16 protein-coding genes are annotated in these 18,698 nt (G+C 67.9%); all 16 read left to right on the top strand.

From position 1 onward, the window contains the following. Positions 1 to 56: 56 nt before the first annotated feature. The 16 genes from DMH01_RS20305 (at position 57) to nuoN (ending at position 18,613) form a co-directional block, all read left to right on the top strand. Complete coding sequence (locus tag DMH01_RS20305; RefSeq protein WP_125678879.1) at positions 57 to 761, top strand: demethylmenaquinone methyltransferase; 705 nt, start codon at positions 57 to 59, stop codon at positions 759 to 761. Further along, positions 758 to 2,044: a geranylgeranyl reductase family protein gene (locus DMH01_RS20300; protein WP_034310672.1), complete on the top strand. Its 1,287-nt coding sequence runs from the start codon at positions 758 to 760 to the stop codon at positions 2,042 to 2,044. The genes DMH01_RS20305 and DMH01_RS20300 overlap by 4 nt, the downstream gene beginning before the upstream one ends. A gap of 650 nt (positions 2,045 to 2,694) precedes the next feature. After that, a complete protein-coding gene (locus tag DMH01_RS20295) occupies positions 2,695 to 3,111 on the top strand; it encodes an NADH-quinone oxidoreductase subunit A (protein WP_125679783.1) in 417 nt (138 codons plus the stop codon). Between the two features lie 6 nt (positions 3,112 to 3,117). After that, complete coding sequence (locus tag DMH01_RS20290; protein ID WP_005151847.1) at positions 3,118 to 3,666, top strand: NADH-quinone oxidoreductase subunit B family protein; 549 nt, start codon at positions 3,118 to 3,120, stop codon at positions 3,664 to 3,666. 5 nt (positions 3,667 to 3,671) lie between these two features. After that, positions 3,672 to 4,433 carry an NADH-quinone oxidoreductase subunit C gene (locus DMH01_RS20285; protein WP_125678878.1) on the top strand — a complete coding sequence of 254 codons (762 nt, stop codon included), beginning with the start codon at positions 3,672 to 3,674 and terminating at the stop codon, positions 4,431 to 4,433. Further along, entirely contained in the window at positions 4,430 to 5,761 is a 1,332-nt protein-coding gene (locus tag DMH01_RS20280; RefSeq protein WP_125678877.1) for an NADH-quinone oxidoreductase subunit D, read from the top strand. The genes DMH01_RS20285 and DMH01_RS20280 overlap by 4 nt, the downstream gene beginning before the upstream one ends. After that, complete coding sequence (gene nuoE, locus DMH01_RS20275) at positions 5,758 to 6,645, top strand: NADH-quinone oxidoreductase subunit NuoE (RefSeq protein ID WP_125678876.1); 888 nt, start codon at positions 5,758 to 5,760, stop codon at positions 6,643 to 6,645. The genes DMH01_RS20280 and nuoE overlap by 4 nt, the downstream gene beginning before the upstream one ends. Further along, on the top strand, positions 6,645 to 7,925 hold the full coding sequence (gene nuoF, locus DMH01_RS20270) for an NADH-quinone oxidoreductase subunit NuoF (protein WP_125678875.1): 1,281 nt from the start codon (positions 6,645 to 6,647) through the stop codon (positions 7,923 to 7,925). Before nuoE ends, nuoF begins: the two co-directional genes overlap by 1 nt. Then, a complete protein-coding gene (locus DMH01_RS20265; RefSeq protein WP_125678874.1) occupies positions 7,922 to 10,408 on the top strand; it encodes an NADH-quinone oxidoreductase subunit G in 2,487 nt (828 codons plus the stop codon). Before nuoF ends, DMH01_RS20265 begins: the two co-directional genes overlap by 4 nt. After that, positions 10,405 to 11,742: an NADH-quinone oxidoreductase subunit NuoH gene (gene nuoH / locus DMH01_RS20260; RefSeq protein ID WP_233621620.1), complete on the top strand. Its 1,338-nt coding sequence runs from the start codon at positions 10,405 to 10,407 to the stop codon at positions 11,740 to 11,742. Before DMH01_RS20265 ends, nuoH begins: the two co-directional genes overlap by 4 nt. Beyond that, a complete protein-coding gene (nuoI, locus tag DMH01_RS20255) occupies positions 11,729 to 12,268 on the top strand; it encodes an NADH-quinone oxidoreductase subunit NuoI (protein ID WP_125678873.1) in 540 nt (179 codons plus the stop codon). The genes nuoH and nuoI overlap by 14 nt, the downstream gene beginning before the upstream one ends. Further along, positions 12,265 to 13,110, top strand: a complete 846-nt coding sequence (locus DMH01_RS20250) for an NADH-quinone oxidoreductase subunit J (RefSeq protein WP_125678872.1) — start codon at positions 12,265 to 12,267, stop codon at positions 13,108 to 13,110. The genes nuoI and DMH01_RS20250 overlap by 4 nt, the downstream gene beginning before the upstream one ends. Continuing rightward, a complete protein-coding gene (gene nuoK, locus DMH01_RS20245; RefSeq protein ID WP_005151882.1) occupies positions 13,107 to 13,406 on the top strand; it encodes an NADH-quinone oxidoreductase subunit NuoK in 300 nt (99 codons plus the stop codon). Before DMH01_RS20250 ends, nuoK begins: the two co-directional genes overlap by 4 nt. Positions 13,407 to 13,416: 10 nt before the next feature. After that, positions 13,417 to 15,315, top strand: coding sequence for an NADH-quinone oxidoreductase subunit L (nuoL, locus tag DMH01_RS20240; protein ID WP_125678871.1), 1,899 nt, complete (start codon positions 13,417 to 13,419; stop codon positions 15,313 to 15,315). Positions 15,316 to 15,493: 178 nt separating this feature from the next. Then, positions 15,494 to 17,044: an NADH-quinone oxidoreductase subunit M gene (locus DMH01_RS20235; protein WP_125678870.1), complete on the top strand. Its 1,551-nt coding sequence runs from the start codon at positions 15,494 to 15,496 to the stop codon at positions 17,042 to 17,044. Between the two features lie 3 nt (positions 17,045 to 17,047). Then, positions 17,048 to 18,613, top strand: a complete 1,566-nt coding sequence (gene nuoN, locus DMH01_RS20230) for an NADH-quinone oxidoreductase subunit NuoN (RefSeq protein WP_125678869.1) — start codon at positions 17,048 to 17,050, stop codon at positions 18,611 to 18,613. Positions 18,614 to 18,698 lie beyond the last annotated feature (85 nt).

Here is an 18,698-nt window from a genome sequence, read left to right as displayed (position 1 = left end):
CGCTTTGCTCCCGCTTGGCCGACCTGTCTCAGGACCTCAGGGTTAGGGTTCGGGGTATGTCCCGAGCGAGTCTTGACAAGGATCCGCACGAAGTCGCCGCCATGTTCGACGACGTCGCGGACGGCTACGACCGCGCGAATTCGTTCATGACCTTCGGCTTCGATCGCCGCTGGCGCACCATCACCGGCCGGGTGCTGGACGCCAAACGCGGCGAGAAGGTGCTGGACCTCGCGGCGGGCACCGGCGTGTCCACCGTCGAGTACGCGCGCAACGGCGCGTGGTGTCTCGCGGCGGACTTCTCGGTCGGCATGCTCAAGGCGGGCAAGCACCGCGGCGTCCCCATGGTGGCCGCGGACGCGATGAAGCTGCCGTTCGCCGACGAGAGCTTCGACGCGGTCACCATCTCGCTCGCGCTGCGGAACTTCGTCGACACCAAGGCCGCGCTCACCGAGATCGCGCGGGTGGTCAAACCGGGCGGCCGCCTGGTGATCTGCGAGGTGTCGACGCCCACATTCCCGCCGATCCGGTTCCTGCACCGGAAGTTCATCGCGAAGCTGCTCACCTGGGTCGGCGCCCGGACCTCGTCGAACCCCGAGGCCTACTCCTACCTGGCCGAATCCATGCTCGCGTGGCCGGACCAGCGGACGCTGGGCGAGATCATCGCGAGCGCCGGGTGGACCGAGGTGGAGTGGCTGAACCTCACGTTCGGCGTCGTCGCCATCCACCGCGCCAAAAAGCCCTCCGTAAACTCGCGGCCATGACACGTCGCAACGCAGACCACGACGCCGAAGTCATCGTCGTCGGTGCCGGACCGGCCGGCTCCACCGCAGCCACGTACCTCGCCCGCGCGGGCGTCGACGTGCTGTTGCTGGAGAAGACCGAGTTCCCGCGCGAGAAGGTATGCGGCGACGGCCTGACCCCGCGCGGCGTCAAGCAGCTCATCGACCTGGGGATCGACACCAGCGAGGACGCGGGCTGGGTGCACAGCCGCGGCCTGCGGATCCTCACCGGCGAGCTCACGCTGGAGCTCGACTGGCCGGACCTGACGAGTTACCCGCCGTACGGCGTTTCGCGCACCCGTCAGGACTTCGACGACCTGCTCGCGAAGACCGCGGTGAAGGCGGGCGCCCGGCTTTACGAGCGCACCACCGTCACCGGCGCCATCACCAGCCCGACCGGTCGCGTGATCGGCGTCGAGGCGAAGGTCGGCCCGGAGAAGACGCCGGTGAGCTACCGCGCTCCGCTGGTCCTGGCTTGCGACGGCGTCTCCGCGCGGCTCGCGCTGAGCGTCGGCATCCAGAAGAACGAGAAGCGCCCGATGGGCGTCGCGGTGCGGCAGTACTACAAGAGCCCGCGCCACGACGATCCGTTCATCGAGGGCCACCTGGAGCTGTGGGACCGCTCGGACCCGCGCGACCCCAAGCTGCTGCCTGGCTACGGCTGGGCGTTCCCGCTGGGCGACGGCACGGTGAACGTCGGCCTCGGCATGCTGTCGACGTCGGCCGCGTTCCGCAGCACCGACTACCGCGCGCTGCTGCGCCAGTGGCTCGACGGGACGCCCGAGGAATGGGGCTACCGCGAGGAGAACGCCATCGGCAAGGTCGGCGGCGCCGGTCTCCCGATGGGCTTCAACCGCACCCCGCACTACCGCGACGGGCTGTTGCTGCTCGGCGACGCGGGCGGCATGGTCAGCCCGTTCAACGGCGAGGGCATCTCGGCCGCGATGGAGTCCGCGCAGCTGGCGTCGGAGTTCGTCGTGCAGGCGCTGGCGCGGCGCGAAGGACCTTCGCGTGAGCGGGCGCTGGAGGGCTATCCCCGCGCCGTCGCGGAGCTGATGGGTGGCTACTACCGGCTCGGCAACGTGTTCGCGAAGCTGATCGGGAAGCCGAAGGTCATGCACGCCGCGACGAAGTACGGGCTGCGGATCAACTCGATCCTTCCGTTGGTGTACAAGGGACTTTCGGGCTGCTACGACGCCAAGGGCGGGGACGGCGTCGACCGTCTCATCGCTGCTCTGGCGCGGGCGACGCCCTCACCGCGCTGACGGTTCCTAAGTACATGAAGGCCCCCTTCCTTGCGCCTAGCGCAAGGAAGGGGGCCTTCATGTACTTAGCGGGAGGGCACCCCGGCCGGAGGTTGCGAAAGCCCACTTTCGCAACCTTCAACGTTGCGAAAGTGGCTTTCGCAACGCCCTCGCCGAGAGTAGAGCGAGAGGTCGGCCCGGTCGCGCGGATGCACGACCAACCCGGCTCACACCTCACCGCCCCCTTCGGCTCCACACGTCTGGACCAGTCACGGGTACGCCGGGCAGTGGTATCGGTCACAGGACATATGTGGTCAAACGGACCTCTGAAGCCGATCTTGGGAACGACGTCGCAGGTCATCGGTACCGCACGCCGGAAGTAACCGTACTGGCCGTGCGGTCAAGTTAGGGCAGCCTTATAGCACGGGGCCTAGGGACAAGAATGTGAGTCACGTCCTACACTCGCCCCATGCTTTGTGAATCGCTTCACATCCTCGACGGGAGGCTTGTGAACTATTTCACAAGCAAGGGGGCCGTCATGCACGGCCCGTAAGGGTTGCCTTACCCCCGGCGGTGTGACCCAGGTGACTTAGGGTGCCGACCGAGGGAAGCGGTGAACCCCGACTCGAAAACCGCAGCGGCGCGGAAAGGATGGCGAAAACCCCGTGCTGATGTTGCCCGTGCTGACCCAGGCCGGTACCCCCTCGGTGCCTACAGTGCCCAATCTCAACATGTACCTCCCCCTGGTCCTCTTGTTCGTCCTCGCTCTCGGCTTCGCGGTGCTCTCGGTGCTGCTCGGCCCGCTCGTCGGCCCGAGCCGGGCCAACAAGGCGAAGCTCGCGGCCTACGAATGCGGTATCGAACCGTCGCCGCAGCCGGTCGTCGGCGGCGGCCGGATGCCGGTCGCGTACTACATCACCGCGATGCTGTTCATCCTGTTCGACATCGAGATGGTCTTCCTCTACCCGTTCGCGGTCTCCGCGGACGCGCTGGGCATGTTCGGCCTGGTGGAGATCGTGCTGTTCATCGCGACGGTCGGTTTCGCGTACGCCTACGTGTGGCGTCGCGGCGGCCTGGATTGGAACTAGAGAAGCATGGGCCTCGAAGAAAAACTCCCCAACGGCATCCTGCTCGCCAGCCTTGAGGGCCTGGTCAACTGGGCGCGCAAGAACTCGATGTGGCCCGCCACCTTCGGTCTCGCCTGCTGCGCGATCGAGATGATGACCGTCGGCGGTTCCCGTTACGACATCGCGCGTTTCGGCATGGAGCGCTTCAGCGCGACGCCGCGCCAGGCGGATCTGATGATCGTCGCCGGCCGTGTCACGCAGAAGATGGCGCCGGTGCTCCGCCAGATCTACGACCAGATGGCCGAGCCCAAGTGGGTGCTGGCGATGGGCGTCTGCGCCTCGTCCGGCGGGATGTTCAACAACTACGCCGTGGTGCAGGGCGTCGACCACATCGTCCCGGTCGACATGTACCTCCCCGGCTGCCCGCCGCGCCCCGAAATGCTGCTCGACGCGATCCTGAAGCTGCACGCCAAGATCCAGGACGAGCCGATCAACGCCCGCCGGGCCGCGATCCGCGCCGCCAGCGGTGAGCGCACCGAGCTGATCGCCTCCTCGATCAAGTACGCGAAGAAGTGAGCGACGTGCCTGAAGAATCCCCCGAATCCCCGGAAACCGGCGGCGAGCAGTCCAGCGCCGAGCGTCCCGAAGCCGGTCTCGAGCCGCAGGGCACGCGCCCGGCCGAGCCGGTCGTCACCGGTAAAGAGCGCCAGGGCATGTTCGGCGTCCGCGGCACCGGTGACACCTCCGGTTACGGCGGCGTCCGCCTCCCCGCGTACAGCCCGCCCCCGGCGGAGCGCCCGTACGGCGGCTGGTTCGACGAGTTCGCCGACGAGTTCTACGCGGCCTTGGCGGACAACAAGATCCCGGCGAACGCGGTCCTGCAGACCACGGTCGACCGCGGTGAGATCACCTTCTACGTCGCCCGCGAGCACCTCGTCGAGATCGCCAAGGTCCTGCGCGACGACACCGGTCTCCGCTTCGAGCTGCTCAGCTCCGTCTCCGGCGTGGACTACGGCGTCGACGTCCCGCAGCGGCTGCACTCGGTCTACCACTTCACGTCGATGACCTACCGCCGCCGCATCCGGCTCGAGGTCACCCTCGACATCGAAGACCCGCACGTCCCGTCGCTGGTCGGGGTCTACCCGACGGCCGACTGGCAGGAGCGGGAGACCTGGGACATGTTCGGCATCGTCTACGACGGCCACCCGGCGCTGACCCGCATCCTCATGCCGGATGACTGGGACGGCCACCCCCAGCGCAAGGACTACCCGCTCGGCGGGATCCCGGTCGAATACAAGGGCGCGGAGATCCCGCCGCCGGACCAGCGGAGGTCGTACTCGTGAGCACCGAATTCCAAGCGCCGGAAGTTCCCGAAGCCGACTCGCGCGACACCACCGAAGGCCGCGTCTACACCGTTTCCGGCGGTGACTGGGAAGACCTCATCGAGGACTCCCGCCACGACGAGCGCATGGTCATCAACATGGGCCCGCAGCACCCGTCGACGCACGGCGTGCTCCGGCTCGTGCTGGAGATGGAGGGCGAGACCGTCACCCAGCTCCGCTCGGTCATCGGCTACCTGCACACCGGGATCGAGAAGAACTGCGAGTACCGCACGTGGACCCAGGGCGTCACCTTCGTGACGCGCATGGACTACCTCGCCCCGCTGTCGACCGAGATGGCGTACTGCCTCGGCGTCGAGAAGCTGCTCGGCATCCAGGCCCCGCGCCGCGCCGAGCTGCTGCGCGTGATGCTGCTGGAGATCAACCGCATCGGTTCGCACCTGGTCTACATCGCCACCGGCGGCATGGAACTCGGTGCCACCACGGCGATGACGCTCGGGTTCCGTGAGCGCGAAGAGGTCCTGCACCTGCTGGAGCACCTCACCGGTCTCCGGATGAACCACGCGTTCATCCGCCCGGGCGGCCTCGCCCAGGACATGCCGGACGACTACCAAGAGGTCGTCAGCGCGTTCGTCAAGACGATGGACGAGCGGCTTCCCTTGTACGACAAGCTCTTCACCGGTCAGCCGATCTGGCGCAACCGGCTCAAGGGCGTCGGGTACCTGCCGGTCGACGCGTGCCTCGCGCTCGGCGTCACCGGCCCGGTGCTGCGCAGCGCCGGTCTCCCGTGGGACATGCGCAAGACCGAGCCGTACTCCCGCTACGACGAGTTCGAGTTCGACATCCCGACCTCGACCGAGGCGGACTGCTGGGCGCGCTACCTGCTGCGTGTCGAGGAGATGCACCAGAGCCTGCGGATCATCAAGCAGTGCCTGAAGAAGCTCGAGCCGGGCCCGGTCATGGTCGAGGACAAGAAGGTCGCCTGGCCGGCGCAGCTCTCGATCGGCAGCGACGGCATGGGCAACTCGCTCGAGCACGTCCGCAAGATCATGGGCCAGTCGATGGAATCGCTGATCCATCACTTCAAGCTGGTCACCGAGGGCTTCAAGGTCCCGCCGGGCCAGACCTACACGTCGGTGGAATCGCCGCGCGGTGAACTCGGCGTGCACCTGGTCTCCGACGGCGGCACCAGGCCGCTGCGGGTCCACGTGCGCGAACCGAGTTTCGTGAACCTGCAGTCGATGCCCGCGATGGCCGAAGGCGGCCTGGTGGCGGACGTGATCGCCGCCATCGCCTCGATCGACCCCGTCATGGGGGGAGTGGACCGTTGAGCACCCAGCCCGGAACGACACCGACGCCCGAGCCCGGCACCAGCCTGGCCGAGCAGACCCACATCGCCGCCGGTGGCGACGTCGACGTGATCGCGATCGCGCCGGATCCCGCCGAGGCGGAAGGGATCCTGGAGAACGCGAAGCTCGAAGACATCTTCGACGCCGACACCTACGCCAAGGCGCAGAACCTGATTTCGCGGTATCCGCAGTCGAGGTCGGCGTTGCTGCCGATGCTGCACCTGGTGCAGTCGGTGCAGGGGTACGTGAGCCAGGAGGGCATCGCCTTCTGCGCGCAGAACCTGGACCTGTCCGACGCCGAGGTCAGCGCGGTCGCGACGTTCTACACCATGTACAAGCGCCGCCCGTGCGGCGAGCACCTGGTGAGCGTGTGCACCAACACGCTTTGCGCGGCCATGGGCGGCGACGCGATCTACAAGAAGCTCCAGACGCACCTCGGCTCCGACGAGAAGCCGTTGGGGCACAACGAGACCGCGGGCACGCCGAACGAGCCCGGCTCGATCACGCTGGAGCACGCCGAATGTCTCGCGGCCTGTGACCTCGCCCCGGTCATCCAGGTCAACTACGAGTACTTCGACAACCAGACCGAGGACAAGGCCGTCGCGCTGGTCGACGCGTTGCAGGCGGGCAAGAAGCCGGCCCCGACGCGCGGCGCGCCGCTGACGAACTTCAAGGGCGCCGAACTGCAGCTCGCCGGGTTCTTCCCGGAGGACGCGCAGCAGTACCGCACGGACGTCGACGGTCCTTCGCAGGCCGTCGAAACCCTGCGGGGAGCGCAGGTCGCGCAGGACCGCGGCTGGACCGCGCCCGCCATGAAGGACGTTCCGCTGCCGGCTCTGCCATCAAAAACAGGGGAGACGAAGTAATGGCCGATCCCATCACTCCGGTCCTCACGAAGCGCTGGCTTTCGCCCAACTCCTGGACGATCCAGTCCTACGAAGCCCTCGAGGGCTACACCGCGATCCGCAAGGCGCTCAAGGCCACTCCCGAGCAGATCGTCCAGCTGGTCAAGGACTCCGGCCTCCGCGGCCGTGGCGGCGCGGGCTTCCCGGCCGGCATCAAGTGGTCCTTCATGCCGCCGAACGAGGACAAGCCGCATTACCTCGTCATCAACGCCGACGAGGGCGAGCCGGGTACCTGCAAGGACATCCCGCTGATGATGGCGGACCCGCACTCGCTGATCGAGGGCTGCATCATCGCCTCGTACGCGATGCGTTCGCACCATTGCTTCATCTACGTCCGCGGCGAGGCGCTGCACTGCATCCGCCGTCTCAACGCGGCCGTGCGCGAGGCGTACGAAGCGGGCTACCTCGGCAAGAACATCCTCGACTCCGGATTCGGCCTCGACATCACCGTGCACGCGGGCGCCGGGGCGTACATCTGCGGCGAGGAGACGGCACTGCTGGACTCGCTGGAAGGCCGTCGCGGCCAGCCGCGGCTCAAGCCGCCGTTCCCGGCCGCCGCGGGTCTCTACGCGGCGCCGACCACGGTGAACAACGTCGAGACCATCGCCAGCGCGCCGTACATCGTCAACGGCGGTTCCGACTGGTTCCGCCAGATGGGCCGCGAGAAGTCGCCCGGCCCGAAGATCTACTCGATCTCCGGCCACGTCGAGAAGCCCGGCCAGTACGAATGCCCGCTCGGCACCACGCTGCGCGAGCTGCTGGACATGGCGGGCGGCATGAAGGACGGCATCCCGCTGAAGTTCTGGACGCCGGGTGGTTCGTCCACGCCGATGTTCACCAAGGAGCATCTCGATGTTCCGCTGGACTTCGAAGGCGCGGCGGAAGCCGGGTCGATGCTGGGCACGACGGCCGTGCAGGTCTTCAACGAGACCGTTTCCGTGCCGTGGGCCGTGATGAAGTGGACGCAGTTCTACGAGCACGAGTCCTGTGGCAAGTGCACGCCGTGCCGTGAGGGCACGTACTGGCTGGCGCAGATCCTGGAGCGCATGGTCGAGGGCAAGGGCACCGAGGAGGACATCGACACCCTGCTTGACGTCTGCGACAACATCCTCGGCCGCTCGTTCTGCGCCCTCGGCGACGGCGCGGTCTCGCCGATCCAGAGCGGGATCAAGTACTTCCGCGAGGAATTCCTCGCGTTGTGTCAGGTAAACAAGCGCGAACTGGTGGGGGCGCAGGCATGACGATCGCACCCGACAAGCCCGGGACGTCCACAGAGGACACTCCGGTCCCCGAAGGCCACGTCAAGCTGGTCATCGACGGTGAAGAGGTCATCGCGCCCAAGGGCGAGCTGCTGATCCGCACCGCCGAGCGGCTCGGCACGGTCATCCCGCGCTTCTGCGACCACCCGCTGCTCGACCCGGCGGGCGCCTGCCGCCAGTGCCTGGTCGAGGTCGAAATGGGCGGCCGCCCGATGCCGAAGCCGCAGGCCTCGTGCACCATGACGGTCGCCGACGGCATGGTCGTGAAGACCCAGCTGACCTCGGCCGTCGCGGACAAGGCCCAGCAGGGTGTGATGGAGCTGCTGCTCATCAACCACCCGCTGGACTGCCCGATCTGCGACAAGGGCGGCGAATGCCCGCTGCAGAACCAGGCCCTCGCGCACGGCCGCGCGGATTCCCGGTTCGTCGACACGAAGCGGACGTTCCCGAAGCCGCTGCCGATCTCCTCACAGGTCCTGCTGGACCGTGAGCGGTGCGTGCTCTGCCAGCGCTGCACCCGGTTCTCCCGCGAGATCGCCGGCGACCCGTTCATCGAGCTGCTCGAACGCGGCGCCCACCAGCAGATCGGGACCGCGGAGACCGCGGACGTGCTGGACCTGGCTTCGCGCACCACGTCGGGCCAGCCGTTCCAGTCGTACTTCTCCGGCAACGTCATCCAGATCTGCCCGGTCGGCGCGCTGACGTCGGCCGCGTACCGGTTCCGTTCGCGGCCGTTCGACCTGGTGTCCTCGCCGAGCGTGTGCGAGCACTGCTCGTCCGGCTGCGCCGAGCGGACCGACTTCCGCCGAGGCAAGGTCATGCGGAAGCTCGCGGGCGACGACCCCGAGGTCAACGAAGAGTGGATCTGCGACAAGGGCCGGTTCGCCTTCCGCTACGCCACCGCCGATGACCGCATCCGGCGTCCGCTGATCCGCAACGCCGACGGCGTGCTGGAAGAGGCTTCCTGGACCGACGCGCTGCGCACGGCCGCCGCCGGGCTCGCCGAGGCGCGGGACGGCAAGGGTGCCGCGGTGCTGACCGGCGGTCGCCTGACCGTCGAAGACGCCTACGCGTACTCGAAGTTCGCGCGGATCGCCTTGGGCACCAACGACATCGACTTCCGGGCCCGCCCGCACTCGGCCGAGGAGCTGGGCTTCCTCGCGTCGCACGTGGTCGGGACGACGCCGGAAAGCGGCGTCACCTTCGGCGAGATCGAGCGGGCGCGCACGGTGCTGTGCGTCGCGTTCGAGCCGGAGGACGAGGCGCCGATCGTGTTCCTGCGGCTGCGCAAGGCGGCCCGCAAGAACCGCACCCGCGTCGTCCACTTGGGACAGTGGACCACCTCGTCGGTCCGCAAGACCTTCGGTGAGCTGCTGGCCTGCGCGCCGGGCGCCGAGGCCGCCGCGATCGACGGCATCGCGCAGCACGCGCAGGACGTCGACCAGGCGCTGGCCTCAGAAGGCGCCGTGATCCTCGTCGGCGAGCGTGCCGCCGAGGTCCCCGGTCTGTTCTCGGCCCTGCACCGGCTGGTGGAGCGCACCGGCGCCCGGCTCGCGTGGATCCCGCGTCGCGCGGGTGAACGCGGTGCCCTGGCGGCCGGCGCGGCGCCGACGCTGCTGCCCGGTGGCCGCTCGGTCGCCGACGCCGCAGCTCGCGCCGAGATCGAAAAGGCTTGGGGCGTCACGCTTCCCGCCACGGAAGGCCGCGACACCACCGCCATTCTGAAGGCCGCTTCCGGTCAGGACATCGACGGCCTGCTGGTCGGCGGCGTCGACCCGGACGACCTGCCGGACCCGGATCTGGCCCGCCGCGCTTTGAAAAATGTGCCCTTCGTCGTCAGCCTCGAACTGCGGCACAGCGCGGTCACCGAGCACGCGAACGTCGTCCTCCCGATCGCCCCGGCGGTCGAGAAGGCGGGCAGCTACCTGAACTGGGAAGGCCGCCGCCGCGAGTTCGCCGTCACCCTCGAAGGCACCGGCGCCCTGCCGGACTGCCGGGTGCTCGACACCCTCGCCGTCGAGATGGACGCGGACATCTTCACGCAGACCCCGGCCGCTTCCGCCGCCGATCTCGCGAAGCTTCCCGCCCGTGAGATGAAGGACTCCTTCATTGCAGATTTCGCAATGAAGGACGCTTTCATCGCACGTCCGGAGGCGGGGAACGGTCAGGTTCTCCTCGCCACCTGGCGTCAGCTGATCGACAACGGTTCGCTGCAGGACGGCGAGCCGCATCTCAAGGGCACGCAGCGCGAGGTCGTCGCCAAGCTCTCGGCGAAGACCGCCGAAGGCTTGGGCAAGACCGTGAAGGTCTCCACCGAACGCGGTTCCATCACGTTGCCGATCGAGGTCGCGGACCTGCCGGACGGCGTCGTGTGGCTCCCGGGCAACTCCGACGGCTCGGCCGTCCGCGCCGCGCTCGCGGCCGGTCACGGTTCGGCCGTCACCCTCACCGGAGGTGAGAAGTGACTCCGTTGCTCAGCCAGATGCCGGACGCCGCCGAGCGGGCGGCGCTGCTGGCGGACGACCCGTTGTGGCTGATCCTGATCAAGACGGTCGTCATCCTGCTGATCGGCCCGATCCTGACGATCTTCCTGATCGTCTGGGAGCGGAAGGCGGTCGGCCGGATGCAGAACCGTCCCGGCCCCAACCGGGTCGGGCCCGGCGGTTACCTGCAGTCCCTCGCGGACGCGATCAAGCTGCCGTTCAAGGAACAGATCATCCCGGACACCGCCGACCGCAAGGTGTACTTCCTCGCGCCGGTGATCTCCGCGGTACCGGCGCTGATCGCGCTGGCCGCGATCCCGTTCGGCCCGGTGGTCTCGATCTTCGGTGAGCGCACCACGCTCCAGCTGGTCGACCTGCCGGTCGGCGTGCTGGTGATCCTGGCCTGCTCCTCGATCGGCGTGTACGGCCTGGTGCTGGCCGGTTGGTCTTCCGGTTCCCCGTATCCGCTGCTCGGCGGACTGCGAAGCGCGGCTCAGGTGATCTCCTACGAGATCGCGATGGGTCTGTCCATCGTGGGCGTCATCCTCTACGCGGGTTCGATGTCGACGTCGGCGATCGTCGAGTCGCAGCAGACCGGCTGGTACTTCTACCTGCTGCTGCCGAGCTTCGTGATCTACCTGATCTCCATGGTCGGCGAGACCAACCGCGCGCCGTTCGACCTTCCCGAGGCCGAATCCGAGCTGGTCGGCGGTTTCCACACCGAGTACAGCTCGATGAAGTTCGCGATGTTCTTCCTCGCCGAGTACGTCAACATGGTGATCGTCTCGGCGTTCGCGACGACGTTGTTCCTCGGTGGCTGGAAGTTCCCGTTCGTCGGCGCCGACCACGCGCTGAACCAGGGCTGGCTCCCGCTGATCTGGTTCGCCGCCAAGCTGTTCATCCTGCTGTTCGGCTTCATCTGGCTGCGCGGCACGCTGCCGCGGCTGCGGTACGACCAGTTCATGCGGCTGGGCTGGAAGGTCCTGGTGCCGGTCAACCTGGTCTGGATCGTCGTGATCGTCACGGTCCGCGCGATCAAGAACTCGGGCGGCCTGTCCACGCCGCAGATCCTCATCGGCGGCGGCGCGCTCATCCTCGTCGTCGTCATCCTGAGCCTGCTGCTGCCGGACAAGAAGGTCCCGGACGACGACTACGTCCCGGTGACCGGCGGCGGGTTCCCGGTGCCGCCGCTCGACCTGCAGGTTCCGGACAAGACTCCGCGTCAGAAGGCCCTCGCGAAGGCCGAAGCCCGGGCTGCCAAGCGCAAGCCCGCGGCGGTTTCCAGTGGAAGGGAGGCCGGCGATGGGGATGTTTGATCCCATCAAGGGTTTCGGTGTCACCTTCGGGATGATGTTCAAGAAGGTCGCCACCGAGGAATACCCGGAGGCGGGCGCCCCCGCGGCTCCGCGCTACCACGGCAGGCACCAGCTCAACCGGCATCCGGACGGGCTGGAGAAATGCGTCGGCTGCGAGCTGTGCGCGTGGGCCTGCCCGGCGGACGCGATCTTCGTCGAAGGCGGCGACAACACCGAAGAGGCGCGTTACTCGCCCGGTGAGCGGTACGGCGCCGACTACCAGATCAACTACCTGCGCTGCATCGGCTGCGGGTTGTGCGTCGAGGCCTGCCCGACCCGGTCCCTGACGATGATCAACTTCTACGAGCTGGCCGACGACGACCGGCAGCGGTTGATCTACACCAAGGAAGACCTCCTCGCGCCGCTGCTGCCCGGGATGGAGCAGCCGCCGCACCCGATGCGGCTGGGCGACAACGAGCAGGACTACTACGTCAACGGCCCGGAACTCGCACGGAAGCCCGCTGAGCCGAAGGAGCCGGTCCAGTGATCACGGCTTTCCTCGCCCAGACGGACGTTTCGGCAGGCATCACCACTGGCGAGACCATCGCGTTCTGGGTGCTCGGCCCGCTCGCGCTGCTCGGCGGGCTCGGCATGATCTTCTCCCGCAACGCCGTGCACTCGGCGCTGTGGCTGGTCCTCACGATGCTGTGCCTCGGCGCGCTGTACATGATCCAGCAGGCGCCGTTCCTCGGCTTCACGCAGATCATCGTCTACACCGGCGCGATCATGATGCTGTTCCTGTTCGTGCTGATGCTGGTCGGCCGGGAGAGTTCCGACTCGGTCGTCGAAGTGCTGCGCGGGCAGCGGGTCATGGCGACCCTGCTCGGCATCGGTGTCGGCGGGCTGCTCGCCGCGGGTCTCGCCCGCGCGATGGCCAACGTCACCCCGGCGATGCCGCTCGACCCGGCGAACGTCGACGGCGGCGGCCCTGGCGGGCTGGGACGGCTGATCTTCACCAAGTACCTGTTCCCGTTCGAGCTCACCTCGGCGCTGCTGATCACCGCCGCGCTCGGCGCGATGGTGCTCGCGTTCACCGACCGGCACGCCAAGGGCGGCAAGAAGAACCAGAAGGAACTCGTCGTCGACCGGTTCACCGGGAAGCACGACCGGCCTTCGCCGCTGCCCGGCCCGGGTGTCTTCGCCACGGCCAACTCGGTCGCCACCCCGGCGCTGCTGCCGGACGGCTCGATCGCCAGGGAGTCGCTCTCGGAGATCATCGAGTCGACTTCGGCCGCCCAGCTGGAACACGAGCGCAAGCAGGTCGCCGGAACGGAAGAGGTTCCCGACGCCCACGCTCTGGTCGGCAAGCCTGAAGGGGAGAAGGAATGACCCCGACGTACTACCTGCTCCTGTCCGCGCTGCTGTTCGCCATCGGCGCGGTCGGGGTGCTGGTGCGCCGCAACGCGATCGTCGTGTTCATGTGCATCGAGCTGATGCTGAACGCGGCGAACCTGTCCCTGGTCACGTTCGCCCGGATCAACGGGTCGCTGGACGGCCAGGTGATGGCGTTCTTCGTGATGGTCGTCGCCGCCGCGGAGGTCGTGGTCGGGCTGGCGATCATCATGGCGATCTTCCGCACCCGGCGCTCGGCCTCGGTCGACGACACCAACCTGCTGAAGTACTAGGAGCACCGAGTTGACCGCATCATCGTGGCTGCTGGTGGCTTTTCCCGCCCTCGGCGCCCTTATCCTTCTGCTGGCAGGCAAGCGGGCCAGGGGCTGGGGACACCTCCTCGGCAGTGCGACCGTCTCACTGTCCTTCGTGTACGGCCTGTTGCTGTTCTTCACGGCCGACACGAAGGCCACCGCGGACGTCAAACTGTTCTCGTGGATCCCGGTTTCGGCGCTGCAGGTCGACTTCGGGCTCCGGATCGACGCGCTTTCGCTGACGTTCGTGCTGCTGATCACCGGCGTCGGCATGCTGATCCACTTCTACTCGATCGGCTACATGGCCGAGGACCGCGACCGGTCGAGGTTCTTCGCGTACCTCAACCTGTTCGTCGCCTCGATGCTGATCCTGGTGCTGGGCAACAGCTTCGTGACGCTGTACCTCGGCTGGGAAGGCGTGGGTCTCGCTTCGTACCTGCTCATCGGCTGGTACCAGGACCGCCCGTCCGCGGCCACCGCGGCGAAGAAGGCGTTCCTGATGAACCGCGTCGGTGACGTCGGGCTCGCGCTGGCGATCTTCCTGATGTTCAAGTACGTCGGGAGCACCGGATACGCCGAGGTCTTCGGCGCCGTCGGCCAGATCCCGACCGGCGCGGTCACCGCGATCGCGATCCTGCTGCTGCTGGGCGCCTGCGGTAAATCCGGTCAGTTCCCGCTGCAGGCCTGGCTTCCCGACGCGATGGAGGGCCCGACCCCGGTCTCGGCCCTCATCCACGCGGCGACGATGGTCACCGCCGGCGTCTACCTGGTCGCCCGCGCGCACGAGATCTTCAACGCCACCCCGGACGGCCGCCTGATCGTCACCCTCGTCGGTACGGTCACGCTCCTGATCGGGTGCATCATCGGGTGCGCCTACGACGACATCAAGAAGGTCCTGGCGTACTCCACGGTCAGCCAGATCGGCTACATGATGCTCGCCGTCGGTCTCGGCCCGATCGCCTATGCGCTCGGCATCATGCACCTGGTCGCGCACGGTTTCTTCAAGGCCGGGCTGTTCCTCGGGGCCGGTTCGGTCATGCACGCCATGAACGACGAGGTCGACATGCGGAAGTTCGGCGGGCTGCGCAAGCACCTGCCGGTCACCTTCTGGACCTTCGCGCTCGGCTACCTGGCGCTGATCGGCATCCCGCCGCTCTCGGGCTTCTTCACCAAGGACGCGATCATCGAGGCGGCGCTGAGCCAGGGCGGCTGGCGCGGCTGGGTGATGGGCGGCGCGGCACTGCTCGGCGCCGGGCTCACCGCGTTCTACATGACCCGCCTGATGGTGATGACCTTCTTCGGCAAGGAACGCTGGAAGGAGATCAAGTCCAGCGACGGCCGCGACTTCCACCCGCACGAGTCTCCGGCGATCATGAAGTGGCCGATGATCATCCTGGCGATCGGCTCGATCGGCGCCGGTGCGTTCTTCGCCCTCGGCGACCGGTTCGCCGAATGGCTTTCGCCGGTGGTCGGTCCGCTCGAAGAGGGTGGCCACAGTGTCATCCCGCACGCGCTCGTCCCGATCCTCACCGTGGCGCTGTCGGTGCTCGGCGCGGCGGCGGCGTGGTTCTTCGTCGGCCGTAAGGACGTTCCGGTGGAACGCCCCGAGCGGGTCTCGGCCGTGGTCAAGGCCGCGCGCAACGACCTGTACGGCAACACCCTGAACGAGACGCTGGTCGCCCGTCCGGGCACCTGGCTCGCCCGCGCGCTGGTCTACGTGGACAACCGCGGGGTCGACGGCGCGGTCAACGGCCTCGCCGCCGCGCTCGGCGGCGGATCCGGGCGCCTGCGCCGCCTTCAGACCGGCTTCGTCCGCTCGTACGCACTGTCCATGCTGGGCGGCACATTCCTGCTTCTGGCGGCACTCCTGCTGGTGAGGTTCTCCTGATGACTGCAAAAGCCACCACGCGGCTTGCGCGCTTCCGCGATTGCGTCGACAGGGCGCAACTTCCGCTGTCCGGCCCAGGTCTCGAGTCAGGGCGCCCTGCCGCCGCAATCGCGGGGCCTTCGGCCGGGGCGCGCTCTGTGGTTGATTCGGCTGCCGCGACTCCTGTGAGGACCCTCCCATGACACTGGTACTCGCATCCATCCTGCTGCCGCTGGTCGGCGCCGCGGTAGTCGCGGGGATGAAGAAGAACGACAGGCTGGCGACGCTCACCGCGCTCGTGGTGTCGCTCCTGACGTTCCTGCTGGTGATCCCGATGTGGGCGAGCTACGCCCCCTCGGGGGACCGGATCCAGCAGAAGTCCTCGATGGACTGGATCCCGAACTTCGGCATCCACATCTCGTTCGGCATCGACGGCATCGCGCTGGTGATGATCGCGGTCATCGGCCTGCTGGTGCCGATCGTGGTCGGCGCGCTGGGCCTCACCGACAAGCTCCCGGCCGGGCGCTCGGCGGGCGGGTTCCTCTCGCTGATCCTGGTGCAGGAGGCGCTGACCATCGCGGTGTTCGCCGCGACCGACGTCTTCCTGTTCTACGTGCTGTTCGAGATCATGCTGATCCCGATGTACTTCCTGATCGGCGGCTACGGCGGCGCGAACCGGCAGTACGCGGCGGTCAAGTTCTTCCTGTACTCGTTCCTCGGCGGCCTGATCATGCTGGCCTCGGCGATCGGCGCGTACTCGCTGGCGTCGGACGAGCTCGGCAAGGGCACCTTCGACTGGGAAACGCTCGTCACGGTCGTCCGCGACGCCCCGCTGGGCACCCAGATCTGGCTCTTCATCGGGTTCTTCCTCGCGTTCGCGATCAAGGCCCCTTTGGTGCCGTTCCACACCTGGCTGCCGGACGCTGCGGGCCAGGCGCCGATCGGCGTCGCGGTCCTGCTGGTCGGTGTGCTGGACAAGGTCGGCACGTTCGGGTTCCTGCGCTACTGCCTCCCGATGTTCCCGGAGGCCAGCAAGGAACTCGCGCCATGGGTGCTGGTGCTCGCCGTCGCGGGTGTCCTCTACGGATCGATCCTCGCGGCCGGGCAGCGCGACATGAAGCGGTTCATCGCCTACGTGTCGATCGCCCACTTCGGCTTCATCGCGCTGGGTATCTTCACCTTCAACGAGCAGGCGATGGTCGGTTCGGTGTCGTACATGCTGAACCACAGCCTCGCCACCGGCATGCTGATCGTGGTCGTCGGCCTGATCGTGATGCGCGGCGGGTCCACGCGGATCTCCGACTACGGCGGCATGGCGAAGGTGACCCCGCTGCTCGGCGGGATGCTGCTCATCGCCGGTCTGTCCACGTTGTCCCTGCCCGGCACGAACTCCTTCATCAGTGAGTTCCTGGTGCTGCTGGGGTCCTTTGTGGACTACCCGGTGTACACGATCATCGCGACGGTCGGCATGGTGCTGGCCGCGGCGTACGTGCTCTGGCTCTACCAGCGCGTCATGCAGGGGCCCGTCCGCGGTGACGCCCTGATCGGCGCCGGCGGCGGCCCCGGCACGGCGATCGCTCCCGAACTCGGGGCGACCAAGGCAATCAAGGACCTCGGCGGCAAGGAGATCGCGATCCTGGCGCCGATGGTCGTGCTGATCATCGCGCTCGGGTTCTACCCCAAGCCGGTGCTCGACACGATCACCCCGTCGGTGCAGGCGACGATGTCGTCCGTGCAGGGAGGCAAGTAAACCGTGCACTTCTTGACTCAGGCGCCACCGGTGACGGTGCCGTCGATCGACTACTTCGCCGTCACGCCGATCCTGATCATCCTCGGGGCCGCGTGTGTCAGCGTGCTGTTCGAAGCCTTCTTGCCCAAGCACATGCGGTGGCCGTCGCAGGTCTTCCTGTCCCTGGTCGGGATCGGCGCGGCGGGTGTCTTCCTTGCCTGGTACGCCAGTACTTCCGCACCGAAGAACGGCATCACGACCTTCAGCGGATCGATCGCCGTCGACCGGCCGTCGCTGTTCCTGTGGGGCACGCTGCTGGCGCTGGCGCTGGGCGCGCTGCTGCTGATCGCGGACCGTTCGGTCGAACCGGGCGGCGCGTTCGTCGCGCAGGCCGGTATCCGTCCGGGCACGGTCCAGGACCGCGCGCAGGTCGGCACCACCGGGATGCAGACCGAGGTCTTCCCGCTGACGCTGTTCGCGCTCGGCGGCATGATGGCGTTCGTCGCGGCCAACGACCTGCTCACCATGTTCATCGCGCTCGAGGTGCTGAGCCTGCCGCTGTACCTGATGTGCGGTCTCGCCCGCCGTCGTCGCCTGCTCTCGCAGGAGGCCGCGGTCAAGTACTTCCTGCTCGGCGCCTTCTCGTCGGCGTTCTTCCTCTATGGTCTCGCGCTGCTCTACGGCTACGCGAACTCCGTGAAGCTTTCGGACATCGCCAACGCCGCCGCCGGTTCGGACCGGTCGGACACGCTGCTGTTCGCCGGGCTCGGGCTGGTCGCGGTCGGCCTGCTGTTCAAGGGTTCGGTCGGTCCGTTCCACACCTGGACCCCGGACGTCTACCAGGGCGCGCCGACCCCGGTCACCGCGTTCATGGGCGCCTGCACCAAGGTCGCCGCGTTCGGCGGGATCCTGCGGGTGTTCCAGGTGGCGTTCGAGTCGACGAGCTGGGAATGGCGCGGCGTGCTCTGGGCCGTCGCGATCATCTCGATGCTGATCGGCGCGGTGCTGGGCCTGACGCAGACCGACGTGAAGCGCATGATCGCCTACTCGTCCATCGCGCACGCCGGCTTCCTGCTCGTGGGTGCCATCGCGATGACCGAAGAAGGCCTGTCGAGCACGCTGTTCTACCTGCTGGCGTACGGCTTCACCACGCTCGCCGCGTTCGGTGTCGTCTCGCTGGTCCGGGACGCGAACGGCGAGGCGACGCACCTGTCCGCCTGGGCCGGGCTGGCGAAGCGGTCTCCGGTGCTGGCCGGCGTGTTCACCTTCCTGCTGCTCGCGCTGGCCGGTATCCCGCTGACCAGTGGCTTCGTCGGCAAGTTCGTGGTCTTCTCGGCGGCCCTGTCCGACGGGATGGCGCCGCTGGTCGTCGTCGCCCTGATCTTCAGCGCCGTCGCCGCGTTCTTCTACCTGCGGGTGATCGTGCTGATGTACTTCTCCGAGCCCGCCCCCGACGGCCCGACCGTCACCGTGCCCGGAGCGTTCACCACCACGGCGATCACGCTCGGCGTCATCGTCACGCTGGTGCTCGGCCTGCTCCCGGCGTTCGCCCTCGACTGGGCGGGCTCCGGCGGTTTCGCCCTCAAGTAGTCCGGTTCCGCGGAAGGCCCCCTCGCTGTCGTGAGGGGGCTTTTTCGTGTCAGGGCGACGTCAGAGCGGTGTCAGGCCGCACCTC

Source organism: Amycolatopsis sp. WAC 04182 (assembly GCF_003947465.1).
In the GTDB taxonomy this organism is placed as follows: Bacteria; Actinomycetota; Actinomycetes; order Mycobacteriales; family Pseudonocardiaceae; genus Amycolatopsis.
Note: the sequence above shows the minus strand (reverse complement) of the source record. Positions and strands in the feature narration are given on the sequence as shown.

What these genes read in the sequence shown, in the direction of transcription:
- nuoK (WP_005151882.1), top strand. Translation starts at nt 13,107, where the DNA reads ATGACCCCGACGTACTACCTGCTCCTGTCCGCGCTGCTGTTCGCCATC.
- nuoI (WP_125678873.1), top strand. Translation starts at nt 11,729, where the DNA reads ATGGGGATGTTTGATCCCATCAAGGGTTTCGGTGTCACCTTCGGGATG.
- DMH01_RS20300 (WP_034310672.1), top strand. Translation starts at nt 758, where the DNA reads ATGACACGTCGCAACGCAGACCACGACGCCGAAGTCATCGTCGTCGGT.
- nuoF (WP_125678875.1), top strand. Translation starts at nt 6,645, where the DNA reads ATGGCCGATCCCATCACTCCGGTCCTCACGAAGCGCTGGCTTTCGCCC.
- DMH01_RS20265 (WP_125678874.1), top strand. Translation starts at nt 7,922, where the DNA reads ATGACGATCGCACCCGACAAGCCCGGGACGTCCACAGAGGACACTCCG.
- DMH01_RS20290 (WP_005151847.1), top strand. Translation starts at nt 3,118, where the DNA reads ATGGGCCTCGAAGAAAAACTCCCCAACGGCATCCTGCTCGCCAGCCTT.
- DMH01_RS20235 (WP_125678870.1), top strand. Translation starts at nt 15,494, where the DNA reads ATGACACTGGTACTCGCATCCATCCTGCTGCCGCTGGTCGGCGCCGCG.
- DMH01_RS20305 (WP_125678879.1), top strand. Translation starts at nt 57, where the DNA reads ATGTCCCGAGCGAGTCTTGACAAGGATCCGCACGAAGTCGCCGCCATG.
- DMH01_RS20295 (WP_125679783.1), top strand. Translation starts at nt 2,695, where the DNA reads ATGTTGCCCGTGCTGACCCAGGCCGGTACCCCCTCGGTGCCTACAGTG.